This window comes from Lactobacillus sp. HBUAS51381 (assembly GCF_012641095.1).
In the GTDB taxonomy this organism is placed as follows: Bacteria; Bacillota; Bacilli; order Lactobacillales; family Lactobacillaceae; genus Levilactobacillus.
On the sequence record NZ_JAAVSC010000022.1, the window covers coordinates 17,430 to 30,474 of the forward strand.

Consider the following 13,045-nt stretch of genomic DNA (forward strand, 5'->3'; position numbering starts at 1 on the left):
TATTCACGCCTATCAAGGTACAAAAAAACGTATAGCCCGATAAGCTATACGTTAAATTCGATTAGTCAAATTCTTCATACTCATTAGGATCCTGACCCTCTAGTCGACCATCCGCCCGGCTCAGGGCATTGATGGCCGTCATTTCTTCTGGGGTCAGGTTAAAGTCAAAGATATCCAGGTTGGACCGCTGATGCAGCAGGTTGCTGGCCTTAGGAATTGGTACGATTCCCCGCTGAACGTGCCACCGCAGAATAATTTGGCCCACATTCTTCGCATATTTCTTCGCGAGTTTCTGAATTAGGGGTTCCTTTAACGCCGCGCTACCACGCCCCAACGGACTCCAAGCCTCGGTCACAATTCCCCGCTGCTGGTCGGCCGTTAACAGCCGCTGATTGTTCCAGTACGGGTGAACCTCAACCTGATTGACGGCCGGCGTGACGCCCGTTTTCTTGACCAGCCGATCCAAATGCTCTGGTTCAAAGTTGGAAACCCCAATCGAACGAATCAGGCCGCGGCTCTGGGCGTCAATCAGTGCCTGCCAAGCTTCCACGTAATGGTCGCGCTTCGGCAGTGGCCAATGAATGAGAAAGAGGTCAAAGTCATCCAATCCCATCCGATAGAGCGACTCCTGAATGGCCATCGTCGCATCGGCATACCGGTGATACTTTCCTGGCAACTTAGAGGTCACAAAGAAGGCCGATCGGGGTAGGCCAGACCGCCGGATCGCTTCACCCACGGCACCTTCGTTATCGTAATTGGTTGCTGAATCCAGACTACGATAACCATCCTTAATCGCCGTCAGGATCTGATTAACGCCTTGACCGCCACGAACTTGGAACGTGCCCAAGCCCAGCGCCGGCATCTGCTGACCATCGTTAAACGTGACTGTTGGTATCTCTGTCATCACATTATCCTCCTCGTTTAAGTTGATCTAGGATAACCTTAACGCTGAATTCCCTTAAAGGGAACTATTTTGGCGCCGATGCTGCTTGATGACCTGATTCAAGAGGACCGCTAAGACCAGTGAAATGGCCGCATATACGGCCGCTCCCCAGCTGATGTGGTTCAGTCCCACCACGCCCAACATTCCGGAAGCCGTAGCGGAACCCAGTGAAATCCCAAAATTAAAGAAGATTGAGTTCAGCGATGACGCCAACACCGTGGATTGCGGATATTCCTCTTCGGCAATATTTAAGAAGTGAATCTGGATTGGTGAGTTGATAATCGTCACAATTAGGCTGAGTACCAGTAAGATCCCCAGACCCCCAAATTTCGAAGCTAACCCGATTGGTAACGCGGCCAGCAAGATAACGTCTACGACATAGAAACGCGGCATAATCCGTAGCCCGTTACGCTCGGCCAACATCCCAGACAACCGATTGCTGATAATGCTCATGATCCCGATCAGGAATAACAGCCAATTCAGGCTCTGCGTGCTAAAGCCCAGCGCCGTCGTTAATAGTGGTCGAATGTAGGTGTAATACGCGTACATCGTGGCCGCCGTGAAGAGCACCAGGGCAATTCCCACATAAATCCGGCGGTCCTTGAGCAGCACTAATTGATTCTTGATGCTGCCCTGAACCTGTTCGACCTGACGCGGCAATAACCAGCCCAACAGGACACAGGTAACCGCGCTGATGATCGAAATGAGGTAGAAGGCATCGTGCCAGCTATAACTGGTACTAATGGCCGTTCCAATTGGCACCCCAAAGACCGAAGCGATACTGAACCCGGCAAAGATCCACGAGACCAGACTCGCCCGTTTTTCTCGCGGCGCAATGGAACTGGCAAACGTCATGATTAAAGAAATAATCGCGCCGGCCACCATCGCCGTCATCATCCGCGACAGCAGGAGCACCGGATAATTCATGGCAAACCCGCTCAACGTGTTCCCCACCAGGAAGATGCCCATCAGGGTCATTAATGTCTTATAACGACTGAAGCGACTGGTTAACACGGTGATGAACGGTGTACTGACCGCATACACCGTGGCAAAGATGGTGACCAAATACCCCACCGTGGCCACCGGAATTCGATATTCCTGGGCAATGTCGGAGAGCACCCCGACCACGATAAATTCATTACACCCCAACATAAACGCCACCAGGACAAAGACGATGGCTTGCCAACGATACTTGTTCACGATAAATTCTCCTCTGACTCTCAATATTTTCACTCGCTACTTATCAGAATACACTATCTTTTCGCAAACGAGCAGGTGGACGTCTCATGAAAACGTCCCCAATTAAAATTTATTTTTCAACCGTCGTCGTTGACTGGTGAGTCGCGACGACCCGGTTCAAGATAAGCACTAAAATCAGGGAAATCAACGCATACCCCGCCGCGCCAAAGCTGATATTTTGCAAGCCAACCTGACCCAACATCAGTGACGCCGTGGCCGACCCGACCGAAATGCCAATATTAAACGAAATCGGACTCACCGATGAGGCCAGCATCGTCGCCTGCGGATAACTCTCGGCCGCCACGTCCAGGAAGTGAATCTGAACCGGTGCCCCGGCAATGGTGACGATTAACGTGAGAATCAAGAGCACACCGAAGCCCAACACCTGACTGTTTAAGGCGAGGGGGAGAACCAGCAGCAGGGCAATATCGACGACGTAAAACCATGGCAGCGGCCGCATCCCCCCACGTTCCGCCAGCGCGCCCGACAACCGGTTACTGATAATACTCATGATTCCCAAGACAAAGAGTAACCAATTCAGGCTCGTCAGGCTAAAGCCCATGCTGGTGGTGATTAGCGGCCGGATGTAGGTGTAATAGGCGTACATCGTCGCCGCCATGAAGAGATTGACGGCGATCCCCAGATAAACCCGTTTATCCGTCAGAAAGACCAGTTGATCCTTCACGCCCCCCTTAACTTGCGGCAAATTCCGCGGCAGCAACCACGCCAGTAGGAGATACGTGATCAAGGTCACGCCGGAAATAACGTGAAAGGCCGTCCGCCAACTATCTGCGGTACTAATGGCCACACCAATCGGTACCCCAATGACCGAGGCAATACTAAACCCGGCCGAAATCCAGGCAATCAGAACCGCCCGTTTGTCGTGAGGCGCAATATCGTTGGCAAAGGAGATGATGAACGATTCAATCGCCCCCGCCACTGCGGCCGTTACCACCCGTGTCACCAGGAGCATGCCATAGCTCGTCGAAAAGCCGCTCAACGTGTTCCCAATGAGGAAGATCAACATCAGAACCATCAGCGTCTTGTACCGACTAAAACGATTGGTTAGCACCGTAATGAAGGGCGTGCTGACAGCAAACGTCGTGGCAAAAATCGTCACCAAGTAGCCCACGGTGGCCACCGAGACGTGCAGTGACTGGGAAATATCGGAGATCACCCCGACCACAATAAACTCATTACATCCCAACATAAACGCGGTTAATACAAAAATAATCGTTTGCAGACGGTACTTTGACATTGTTGACTTCCTTCCGTTTACCAATTCAATTGGCAATTTTTATTTAATCCATATTTGGCAATGTGGTGTTCATTAACCTCTACTCTCTAGGGTACACGAGAACACAAAAAACGGCTAGTCCCCTCAGGCAACTAACCGTTTCATTTTCCCTATTTCTTAATCGTACGAATGATCTGTTCGGAGATGGTCTCCAAATCCCGTGCCACATCGTGAACAAGGACTGGCGCATAACTTCTCTGAACGATATACATGACCAGCTGACCACCAAAGATCCGGACGATGCCTGCCGCATCAATATCATCGCGGAGCTCACCCGTCCGCCGAAAATTCTTCAATAATTCACCCAAGAAGTCGAAGTCACTGGTGGCCACCAACTTACCGAATAACTGTCGCAGTTCCTCGTTAGTCATCATCTCCATCACGAGAATCTTAACCGCTTCAATGTTTCCTGCGGCAAAGTGATAGCGATCGGTCACCATAAAGCGCACCATCTCGGGCAAGGTCTCCTGACGGGCAATGCCAGCAAAGAACTCGTCCCGATAAGCCGGGAAGAAATGCTGCATCACCGGCTTAACAATGGCAAATAACAAATCCTGTTTGGTATGAAAATATTTAAAGATAGTCGCCTGACTAATGCCAGCCGCCTTGGCAATATCCACCGTCGACGTACCGTCAAACCCGTCTTTCGAAAAGAGATCCATGGCGGCCACCAACGCCGCCTTCTTACCCCGTGGCATCTTCTGTTGATCCAGCCAATCGCGGTAATTGACAAAAATATTTGGTTCCACACCGCTCACCCTTTCCGATTACATTTTTGCTATTTTACGGATACGGATTGCCGGCCGCAGCCAACCAAAGGCGCCTACAACCGGCAATCAATGTTATTAGTCTATTATACGCGAATTTGTCCCTAAACGCCTGTAGTTTCCCTAAACTTTCCGGTATCGTTTCAGTCCCACAACATTCAAGATGGTTAATCCAATCAAGAAGACCAGTAGGATGGCAATATCGAAGCCGAGACTGAAGATGGACGTCCCCCGCATGATAATGTCACTGACGGCATCCCCAGAGTATTTCAACGGGATGACGTAGGAAATATCCTTAACCCAATCGGCCATGGAATCCAGTGGGATGATCCCGGAGAAGAAGACTTGCGGGATAATGACCAGTGGGATGAATTGCATCATCTGGAATTCGGAGTTGGCAAACGTTGATAACAGAATCCCAAAGGCCAACGCGACCAGCGCGAGAATCAGGTTGATAACTACCACGCTCGCCATACTACCGACCACCTCAATGCCCAACAGCCAGACAGTCGTCAAGACAATCACAATGGTCTGAATCATCGCGAGAATCCCATAACTTAACATGTAACCAAAGACGATGGACGACCGTTTCACTGGCGTTGCCAACAACCGGTCCAGGGTGCCCGTCGTCCGTTCCTTTAGAAGCGCCATCCCGGAAATCAGGAAGACGAAGAAGAAGACGAAGAAGCCCATCAGGATTGGCAACATTTTAGCAAAGTACCCGGTATCTTTATCCCCATAGACGTAGTGGTTCGTGATCTTAGGGGTTGATTGACTGGAACTCTTCGTTGCGTGGTTCGTCGCCGTTGCCTTAGTCGCGGCGGCTTGTTTAGCAGCGGCTTGCTTAGCGGCAGTCGCGCTCCCAGCCGTAGCGGTTGCGGTGCTAGCGGCGGCCTGCTGCTTCTGCAGTGCCTGTAATTGGGCCTGCAACTTGACTGTGGCCTTGGTACTTTGCTTCAACGCCGACTTCAGTTGATTGATGCTAGTCGCGGTCAGGGCGTTCTTAAAGGCTAACTTGACCGTGGCCGTCTTGGTGGAGTCGGTGTTGGCATACGTCAGACTGTAGTTGCGCCCGTTTTTCTTGATAATCGCGTCGACTTTTTCGTCATTCATGGCCCGCTTGGCATCCTTCTTGGTGTCGTAGCTCTTGACCGTAACGTGTTTGATGCCGCCCATTTCCTTATTCAACTTCTGGGAAACGGAGACCGTTCCCACACTCACATCGGTTGAGGAGTTGGTATTAAAGATAACACTCATCAGCAACATCACCAGGACAGGCGCGATAAACATCAATGCCAGCGTCCGCTTATCCCTAAAAAGTTCTTTCAGCACACGGTTCATAATTCCAATTGTTCTCATGATTCAACCCCCTCCGCCTTTAAGAAGACGTCTTCAATCGTGTCAACACCGTACTGTTTCTTCAACACGGCTGGCGCATCGAACGCCATGACTTCGCCGCCCAGGAGTAAGGCCACCCGACCCACCAGTTCGGCTTCGTCCATCACGTGCGTCGTAATCAGGATGCTACGGCCCTCATCACGAATTCGACCAAGCTCCGCCCAAATCTGGCGTCGCAACGCGGGATCGATTCCCACGGTCGGCTCATCTAAGATCAACAGCTTCGGACTCCCTAACAGGGCAATGGCCAAGGACAACCGGCGCATCATTCCCCCGGAATAACCCGAGACCCGTTTATTCAGATCGGCCGTCAGATCCACGACCGCCGCAGCGTGCATGACTTCTTGTTTCATATCCGCCTTAGCGATCCCCTTCATTAAGCCGAAGAACTTGAGATTTTCCAGACCGGACAAGGAATCGTACAGGGCATCCGTCTGGGCCATGTACCCGATTTGTCCCAGCAGTTCGCGATTTGGCATGGTTGTGTCGAAGACCTTGGCCGAACCGCCGCTGGCGACCTCCATGCCCAGCGTTACTTTAATGACCGTTGATTTTCCGGCGCCGGATGGTCCGATAAGTCCGACAATTTCACCAGGATTCACGGTGAGATTAATATCTTTTAAGACGGTTTGATCGCCAAATTTCTTGGCAAGATGTTGTAAATCAATAATGGCTTTTCCCATGATAGTGCCTCCCAAAACAGATTTTGAAAAGGTGAGTGATTAATTACTTACCTGATAAAGTGAGTATATACTCACCTCGTTTTTTTGTCAACCACACCTTGCAAATTTTTTTAAATTGGTGTACTGTGTATATACACAGTAAAGAAAGGATCCTGACCGATGACCCACCACTTCTACCAGACCTGTGCCTACTTTACGGCCGCACGGTATATGCGATCCGTGGAGCAGCTAACGGACAAAATCTTTGCGCCGACCGGCCTGAAACCCGCCTACAGCTACATTATGATGGCACTGGAGGATCATCACCCCCAAACCATCAAGGAACTCGCCACTAAGCTGGGCTACGAGCGCTCCACGATTTCGCGAATGACCAAGACGCTGGCCCAGCGAGAACTAGTTTCCTTACAGGCGCAGGGCCGAGCCACCAGCATCGGTCTCACCGCGCAGAGTGCCGACTTCTTAGCCACGGCAAATCACTGTTTGGATCAGCTGACGGCGACGACTGACCGCCTGATGGGTAACGACAAGGCAACGATGACGACTTTACTCACTTCAAATAATCAAAAAATTCGGGAGGACTTACACTCATGACTTATCACACACTTGAAGTTCAAGGCTTAAACATCTTCTACAGAGAGGCTGGCGATCCCACCAAGCCCACTATGCTCCTGCTACACGGTTTCCCCACGGCTAGCCACATGTTCCGGGACCTCATCCCCGCGCTGACCGATCACTTTCACCTGATTGCACCGGACTTCCCGGGATTTGGTCAGTCCAGCGCGCCCGACCACAGTCAGTTCATCTATAGCTTTCAACACCTCAGCGAAATCATGACGGCCTTTCTGGAAAAACTTCAGCTGGATTCCTTCTACCTGTACGTCTTCGACTACGGCGCCCCGATTGGCTACTACATCGCTCAGGCCCATCCCGGTTGGATTCGGGGAATTGTCAGTCAAAACGGTAACGCCTATCAGGACGGCCTCGGTAGCAAGTGGGCCACCCGCCAAGACTTCTGGGATCACCCGACCCAAGCCAAACGCGACAGTTACCGCACGGCCTTTGCCCCGGAAACCATCAAGGGCCAGTATTTGACTGGCACGCAACCAAACCGGGTCTCGCCGGATGGCTATACCCTAGACATCGCCTACACGCATACGCCGGATTACGCGGAACGTCAACTGGACTTGATCTTTGATTACCAAAACAACGTCAAGGCCTATCCCCTGTTCCAGCAATATTTCCGGGAGTATCAACCAAAATTACTCGCTGTTTGGGGCAAGAATGACCCGTCCTTCATCCCCGCGGGTGCCGAAGCCTTTAAACGGGACGACGCCAACGTTGAAGTCGATCTGTTGGACACCGGTCACTTCGCCTTGGAAACGCACGCCCAGACGATTGCACATCTGATTATTCAATTCTTTAATAAATAAAAATAGTGACCGCTGCGCTTCAAACCAATTTAGCGAGCGGCAGAAGACTTGCGCATAACTTGTCGCACCGGCAAAGACTATTTTGTCAGACGATACACTAAAAAAGCTGAGGCACCGGGAATTCAATTTCCTGTACCTCAGCTTTTTCAGTATGCACATTTGGCTTAAATTAATTCCATCAACAGATGAATCTGGCCCTTAATAAACGCGTGCGTTCCCGCCGGTAGCTCTTGGCGATTCCGAATCAGCAATTCGTCAAAGATAACCTTTTGAAAGGTCGCCATAATCGCCATTGCCAGCTGCAGCGTACGTTCCCGGGTAATCTCGGCCGACGTAATCTTGAATAAACTATCCGCCACGAGTTGCTGAACGTTCTCGAAAGACGTGACCAACCACGCCGACTGCTCATCCGACAACATCGCTCGGTTGCGGATCGTAATAATAAATTCCTGATAGCCGATACCATCGCCTAAGAGCCGCCACATGTTTTCAAACAAGCCCACAACGTCCTGTTCAATGGTCGCACGCGTCCAGCCGGCCGTCATGGTTTGGGCAATCCGCACACGGTCCTCGACGCCCGCTCGCACAATGGTATCCAGCAATTGCCGTTTGCCCTTCGGAAAATAGTAGTATAACAGGCCTTCCGCAATCCCCGCACGATCATTGATCTCCCGCGTAGACGTCTCCGTATAGCCCTTTTGTGTAAATAGTTCCCGACTGACCGCAATAATCTTTTGCCGCTGCTGGTCACTTTTCTTTGTCATAACGCCGTCGCTCCACTCAAAATATTTACCTTTAATTATACCGTTTTTTCTGGTTCACGGGTAACGGGCATCCGCTCGCCCCGCCAACCGGCGATATCGCCGGGTTCAAATTGATACGTCAATGGCTTACCATATGCCCGCTCGTAAGCCGCCTTCTTCTGCTGATAATCCGTCGCCATCATTGTCCGACTGTTCTCCCGCACGGATTTCTGTGGATCGGGGAAGATCGGCTTTAAGACGTGCATGACATAACTGACCTGATCAAATTCGGCATTGTCGACGCGCGGCAGATCACGGATCTCCACAAAACACGACAGGATGGGAACCTGAAATTTGGCCGCGTAATAGTAGGCTCCTCGCTTAACCGGCCGCGGCTTGCGGTAGTTAAACCACATCTCCTGTTCCGGATAGATTAGGACATACTGTTGCTGGGCAAGGGCCGACTGAATGAATTTAGGGAAGATTCGCCCGGCATATTCCTTATCGTCGCTAATGGGAATCGTATCGTAATAGTTCATCAGGTAGCCGATGAACCCACCCATTTCCAAGTTGGTATCCCGACTCACGATGTAGAGCCGTTTCTGACTCGTCCGTTGCACCATGCGCCGAACGACAGTGTTGTCCAACGGATTAAAATGATTACTGGTGATGATGGCGCCGCCGGTAATCCCTTGGAGGTTCGCCAACCCTTCAAACCGCGTCCGCCGGTTAAAGTAGCGCGTTGCTAGCCCGGCCACCCGACGAGAAATGTGGTTATTCAACCGATACGTCAACGTCCCATTACGCCGCAAGTAGCGCTGCAAAACGGCCTGCTGCTGCGCCTTCGTAAAGACGGGGTCGCTCACCTCAACCTTGGCATTGAATTGGCCGGTCAGGGCATCATGTTCAATATTCTCAACGACTTTTTCCTTCATCCCACCAATAATCATGTTAGATCAACTCCATTTCCTTTTTGATTTGTCGTCTATCAGCCTGAGGGGCGTTCGCATGGTGTGCCAACGTCTTTAGCAAGCGGCGCTCAGCCAAGCGATCCTGGGCACGATCCGCAGCGGAAAAGGCCCGTTGCATCGCCAAAATTTCAGCGTAGTACGGCGAACTGACCGCATCGGCCCAGAAGTATTGGGCATTCTGGGCATGGGGGTTATGCCACGGTTTACTGAACAAGGTGTAGTGCACAATCTTAGGCGCAACTTCCCTTGATCTAAGGGTCGGCATGACGTTCCAACAACGGTCTAAATACAGGACCCGTCCCCGACACAGCTCATTTAAATAATCCTGATCCGGGGCCATAAAATCCGGGTGACTAGTCGTTAAGATGTGCACAAACTTTTCACTAAACCGTTCAGCGCGCATCTGCTTAAGATTCAATAGCAGGACGCCCGAATTGAAATACTGGTCGATTGGCAACTGTAGCCGCCGTTCAACGTAACGCCGGCTCTGGGGGTGCTCAATGGCAAAGTTCTCCCGCACGGCGCCCACCAGATGCTGCCCCAAATCAATGGTAAACAGTGCCGCGAGATCCGTCGTCACCACCAAATCCGCATCGAGATAGATGGCCTGGTCGTACTGCGGAAACATCTGAGCAATAAAGAGACGGTAGTAGATCGCAAAGGAGAACTGCGCCCACGGCAACGCCCGAGATTCTCCCGCCAACTGATGAATGACGCGCTCGTCAATCCGGACAAACCGAATGGCGACGGTAGCCGTGGCCATTTTCCCCAATCGCTCACGGTTCTCTGAGCTAAGTGCTTCGGACAAAATGATCAATTCATAGCTTTGGTGCGGGTCGGCATGCGCCGTAATCGACGCGATGGTGACCGATAGAAACGGCGCATAGGCATCATTAATAGCTAAGAAAATAGGTATCGATTTCGTCATCATTATCCCCTCCTAACCAGCTTAATTCCGGGCAATCTCTCTTCTAAACTGCTGAATAGTATCACGATCCTTTTCCGAAAAAGTCTTGAGGGTTGCCAACAGGCTCTTTTCAGCCGCGCGATCCTTGGCCCGATCTTCATCCGTAAAGGCCCGTTGGATGGCCTTGATTTCAGCAAAGTATGGTGACCGCGCCGCATATTCCCAGAAGTACTGACCGTTCTGGGCATCTGCGTAGTGCCACGGCTTACCGAAGAGACTGAAGTGCAAGAGCTTAGGCGCTGTCACCCGGCTCTGCTTGGTCGGCATCACGTTCCACGCCCGTTCGATGTGGGTCACGCGATCCCGACAGAGTTCATTGAGGTAATCCTGATCCGGCGCGATAAATTCCACGTGGTAGGTCGTGAGAAGGTGCGTGAATGTCTCGTTGAATTTCTCCGCGCGCATCTGCTTAAGGTTCATCACCATCATGCCGGAATTAAAGTAATCGGTAATGGGAAGTTGGAGATGTTGCGTCACGTACTGGACACTCTGCAGATTGTCCGCGGCAAACGTATCCTGTACGGCCCCCACGAGGTTGGTTCCCAGATCGATATTGAAGAGGTTGGCTAAATCCGTCGTGGTCACGACATCGGCATCGAGATAGATGGCCTTGTCGTACTGGGGGAACATCGCCGCGATGTAGAGGCGGTAGTAAATCGTCAGCGTAAAAGTTGCCCCACGCAACTTCATATGCTCACCGGCCAACTGCTTCATCAAGTCCTCGTTAACCGTAACAAAGCGAATCGATACGTTAGTTGTCGCTAATTGCCCCAACCGTTCGCGGTTCTCCGCGTTTAGATCTTCATACAAGACAATTAGGTCGTAGTGTTGCTTCGGGTCGGCATGCGCAATGATTGAGGTCATGGCAACGGATAAAAATGGGGCATAGGCATCGTTGATAGAAAAGAAAACGGGAATTGGTTGGGTCATTAGAGTCTCCTCCTTACAGGGTCACAATTAATTTTTGATAGTCAGCTAAGAGATCATCGTACTCGTGTAATTTAAGTTTGCGATGAACCTCGTCCACCTGCCACGGCTTAACCGTTAGCGTATGCAGCCACGGGAATAGTCGGAAGCTGGTCGTAAAGTGTTGGAACACGGTGTTGCCTTTCAACCGCCGCTGCTCGTTGTACCGCCGTGGGAGTAGTCGTTTCCGCGCAACCAAGCGATTGATAGCGGATTGATCTGGCATAAACATTTCCGTGGTCCGGCACATTTCTCGACTCCGGGCAAAAAGGCCGGTTTGGCGAATCATCTTGAGATTTAACAGCAGCACGCCCGAGTTCATATAGTCGAAGTGCTCCCAACTCTGGTGGAAGAACCAGCGGCCGTAGTGATCGAGGACGCCAGCCAGTTCAAGGTCGGTCACATCTTGATGATAGAATGGCTGGCAATTCAAACGGCAAATCACATCGGTATCCAGATACAACAGCTTATCGGGAAGTTGTGGCACCTGATCGGCGTACAACCGCAGCATGCAGCACGGGGTAAAAATCGTATTGAGATTGGCCGTTGGGGGATCAGCAGCGACTAAGGCGGTCACGTCGATTCGAATCACGTGATTGGCCGGATTATCCCGCTTGACGAGCGTATCTAACTCCGTCGCCGTTTGCTTGGATAACGGGTGAAATTGCTGGGTATCATTTTCCATAGATGCCGTCAGAATGTAGATTTTTAACGGTTCCTTAGTGTGCTTGAGTAGCGATAGAATCGAGATTAACAAGCCTGGTTTCATATTCGCATCGCCACAGTATAGAATATTCACTGCTCATCCCTCCTCATAAGTCACATACTGAACGTTACTCGTTGCCGCCCGCTTGACCATCTGCGTTTGAATCTGGCGCTGAAGGTCCCGTTGCTGTTGCTTCGGGGGTAAGCTGGCATCCGGTGTAAAGGGGCCGTCCACGTAAACCACCAATCGTGGGCGCCGCAATAGCCGCTTGCGATAGGTTACGGTTAAGCAGTACGCCGGGACCTGCGCGGCGACCGGAAAATGGAAAGCGCCGGGGTTGAACGGACGAATCCCCGTGTAGTACGGCCAGACGTGCTCCTCCGGATAAATCATAACCCACTCCCCAGCTCGCAGCTTCCCAACCACCATTCGGTTGAAGCGGCCCAGTTGGTGGAGTGACTGTGGCGTGGGCAACGCGCCGCCGAACACGGACAACGGTCCAATGATGGGTACACCCAAATTGGCCGGACTCGCGAGGACGTTAAACGTGCGATGATCGCCTAAATAATAAGGAATCAAGACGTCCCCGGTTGGCTGGGTGTGGTTCCCATACACCACAAATCCCTGTTTTCCCGCCGCCTTCAGTCGCCAAGCGTTCTTAAACGTGATGGCCCGGCCGAAGTGACAGTAACTATAACTCAGGATATTCGCTAACGTGCGAACCACGCGCTGTTGCCATGGCTTACCCGGATCTTGCCAATCGTAATTACTGGGTAATCGCCAATCCTGCTGACGACTGGTCACAAAATCATCCCGAAAGCTGTGATAAACCCGTGTCCTCATGGCAATTCCTCCTTCGCTCTCAAAATTAAGTGAGTGCTCAATTACCAACTTCAATATAGCACATCCGTTTTAAAATACAAGCCCCTTTCTCA

14 protein-coding genes are annotated in these 13,045 nt (G+C 51.4%); 2 read left to right on the forward strand and 12 right to left on the reverse strand.

The features are described 5' to 3' along the window. Nucleotides 1–61 precede the first annotated feature (61 nt). The 6 genes from HEQ50_RS08450 to HEQ50_RS08475 form a co-directional block, all read right to left on the reverse strand. On the reverse strand, nucleotides 62–904 hold the full coding sequence (locus HEQ50_RS08450) for an aldo/keto reductase (protein WP_168900083.1): 843 nt from the start codon (nucleotides 902–904) through the stop codon (nucleotides 62–64). Nucleotides 905–958: 54 nt separating this feature from the next. Then, a complete protein-coding gene (locus tag HEQ50_RS08455) occupies nucleotides 959–2,143 on the reverse strand; it encodes an MFS transporter (protein WP_168900084.1) in 1,185 nt (394 codons plus the stop codon). A gap of 109 nt (nucleotides 2,144–2,252) precedes the next feature. Further along, entirely contained in the window at nucleotides 2,253–3,440 is a 1,188-nt protein-coding gene (locus HEQ50_RS08460) for an MFS transporter (protein WP_168900085.1), read from the reverse strand. 149 nt (nucleotides 3,441–3,589) lie between these two features. After that, nucleotides 3,590–4,228 carry a TetR/AcrR family transcriptional regulator gene (locus tag HEQ50_RS08465; RefSeq protein WP_168900086.1) on the reverse strand — a complete coding sequence of 213 codons (639 nt, stop codon included), beginning with the start codon at nucleotides 4,226–4,228 and terminating at the stop codon, nucleotides 3,590–3,592. A gap of 141 nt (nucleotides 4,229–4,369) precedes the next feature. After that, nucleotides 4,370–5,605 carry an ABC transporter permease gene (locus HEQ50_RS08470; RefSeq protein WP_168900087.1) on the reverse strand — a complete coding sequence of 412 codons (1,236 nt, stop codon included), beginning with the start codon at nucleotides 5,603–5,605 and terminating at the stop codon, nucleotides 4,370–4,372. Next, nucleotides 5,602–6,327 (reverse strand): ABC transporter ATP-binding protein, encoded by a 726-nt coding sequence (locus HEQ50_RS08475; protein ID WP_168900088.1) that lies wholly within the window; start codon nucleotides 6,325–6,327, stop codon nucleotides 5,602–5,604. The genes HEQ50_RS08470 and HEQ50_RS08475 overlap by 4 nt, the downstream gene beginning before the upstream one ends. Before the next feature lie 159 nt (nucleotides 6,328–6,486). Here HEQ50_RS08475 and HEQ50_RS08480 point away from each other — a divergent pair, with 159 nt between their 5' ends. Both HEQ50_RS08480 and HEQ50_RS08485 read left to right on the forward strand, forming a co-directional pair. Continuing rightward, the gene (locus tag HEQ50_RS08480) at nucleotides 6,487–6,918 is read left to right on the forward strand and encodes a MarR family winged helix-turn-helix transcriptional regulator (protein WP_168900089.1); all 432 of its coding nucleotides are present in this window, start codon (nucleotides 6,487–6,489) and stop codon (nucleotides 6,916–6,918) included. Next, complete coding sequence (locus HEQ50_RS08485) at nucleotides 6,915–7,757, forward strand: alpha/beta fold hydrolase (protein ID WP_168900090.1); 843 nt, start codon at nucleotides 6,915–6,917, stop codon at nucleotides 7,755–7,757. Before HEQ50_RS08480 ends, HEQ50_RS08485 begins: the two co-directional genes overlap by 4 nt. A 164-nt stretch (nucleotides 7,758–7,921) precedes the next feature. Here HEQ50_RS08485 and HEQ50_RS08490 read toward each other — a convergent pair whose 3' ends face one another. Genes HEQ50_RS08490 through HEQ50_RS08515 form a run of 6 tightly spaced genes read right to left on the reverse strand, consistent with a single transcriptional unit; the run spans nucleotide 7,922 to nucleotide 12,953 of the window. Then, entirely contained in the window at nucleotides 7,922–8,521 is a 600-nt protein-coding gene (locus HEQ50_RS08490; RefSeq protein ID WP_168900091.1) for a TetR/AcrR family transcriptional regulator, read from the reverse strand. 35 nt (nucleotides 8,522–8,556) lie between these two features. Then, nucleotides 8,557–9,450 carry a lysophospholipid acyltransferase family protein gene (locus tag HEQ50_RS08495; protein ID WP_168900092.1) on the reverse strand — a complete coding sequence of 298 codons (894 nt, stop codon included), beginning with the start codon at nucleotides 9,448–9,450 and terminating at the stop codon, nucleotides 8,557–8,559. Nucleotide 9,451: 1 nt separating this feature from the next. Further along, nucleotides 9,452–10,399: a glycosyltransferase family 8 protein gene (locus tag HEQ50_RS08500; protein ID WP_168900093.1), complete on the reverse strand. Its 948-nt coding sequence runs from the start codon at nucleotides 10,397–10,399 to the stop codon at nucleotides 9,452–9,454. Between the two features lie 21 nt (nucleotides 10,400–10,420). Further along, a complete protein-coding gene (locus tag HEQ50_RS08505) occupies nucleotides 10,421–11,368 on the reverse strand; it encodes a glycosyltransferase family 8 protein (protein WP_168900094.1) in 948 nt (315 codons plus the stop codon). Nucleotides 11,369–11,381: 13 nt separating this feature from the next. Next, nucleotides 11,382–12,203 carry a glycosyltransferase family 8 protein gene (locus HEQ50_RS08510; RefSeq protein ID WP_168900095.1) on the reverse strand — a complete coding sequence of 274 codons (822 nt, stop codon included), beginning with the start codon at nucleotides 12,201–12,203 and terminating at the stop codon, nucleotides 11,382–11,384. Nucleotides 12,204–12,206: 3 nt separating this feature from the next. Beyond that, complete coding sequence (locus tag HEQ50_RS08515; protein ID WP_168900096.1) at nucleotides 12,207–12,953, reverse strand: 1-acyl-sn-glycerol-3-phosphate acyltransferase; 747 nt, start codon at nucleotides 12,951–12,953, stop codon at nucleotides 12,207–12,209. Nucleotides 12,954–13,045 lie beyond the last annotated feature (92 nt).

Coding starts and splice junctions, on each gene's coding strand:
- HEQ50_RS08450 (WP_168900083.1), bottom strand. CDS start 904: ATGACAGAGATACCAACAGTCACGTTTAACGATGGTCAGCAGATGCCG.
- HEQ50_RS08505 (WP_168900094.1), bottom strand. CDS start 11,368: ATGACCCAACCAATTCCCGTTTTCTTTTCTATCAACGATGCCTATGCC.
- HEQ50_RS08475 (WP_168900088.1), bottom strand. CDS start 6,327: ATGGGAAAAGCCATTATTGATTTACAACATCTTGCCAAGAAATTTGGC.
- HEQ50_RS08485 (WP_168900090.1), top strand. CDS start 6,915: ATGACTTATCACACACTTGAAGTTCAAGGCTTAAACATCTTCTACAGA.
- HEQ50_RS08460 (WP_168900085.1), bottom strand. CDS start 3,440: ATGTCAAAGTACCGTCTGCAAACGATTATTTTTGTATTAACCGCGTTT.
- HEQ50_RS08515 (WP_168900096.1), bottom strand. CDS start 12,953: ATGAGGACACGGGTTTATCACAGCTTTCGGGATGATTTTGTGACCAGT.
- HEQ50_RS08500 (WP_168900093.1), bottom strand. CDS start 10,399: ATGACGAAATCGATACCTATTTTCTTAGCTATTAATGATGCCTATGCG.
- HEQ50_RS08490 (WP_168900091.1), bottom strand. CDS start 8,521: ATGACAAAGAAAAGTGACCAGCAGCGGCAAAAGATTATTGCGGTCAGT.
- HEQ50_RS08495 (WP_168900092.1), bottom strand. CDS start 9,450: ATGATTATTGGTGGGATGAAGGAAAAAGTCGTTGAGAATATTGAACAT.
- HEQ50_RS08480 (WP_168900089.1), top strand. CDS start 6,487: ATGACCCACCACTTCTACCAGACCTGTGCCTACTTTACGGCCGCACGG.
- HEQ50_RS08470 (WP_168900087.1), bottom strand. CDS start 5,605: ATGAGAACAATTGGAATTATGAACCGTGTGCTGAAAGAACTTTTTAGG.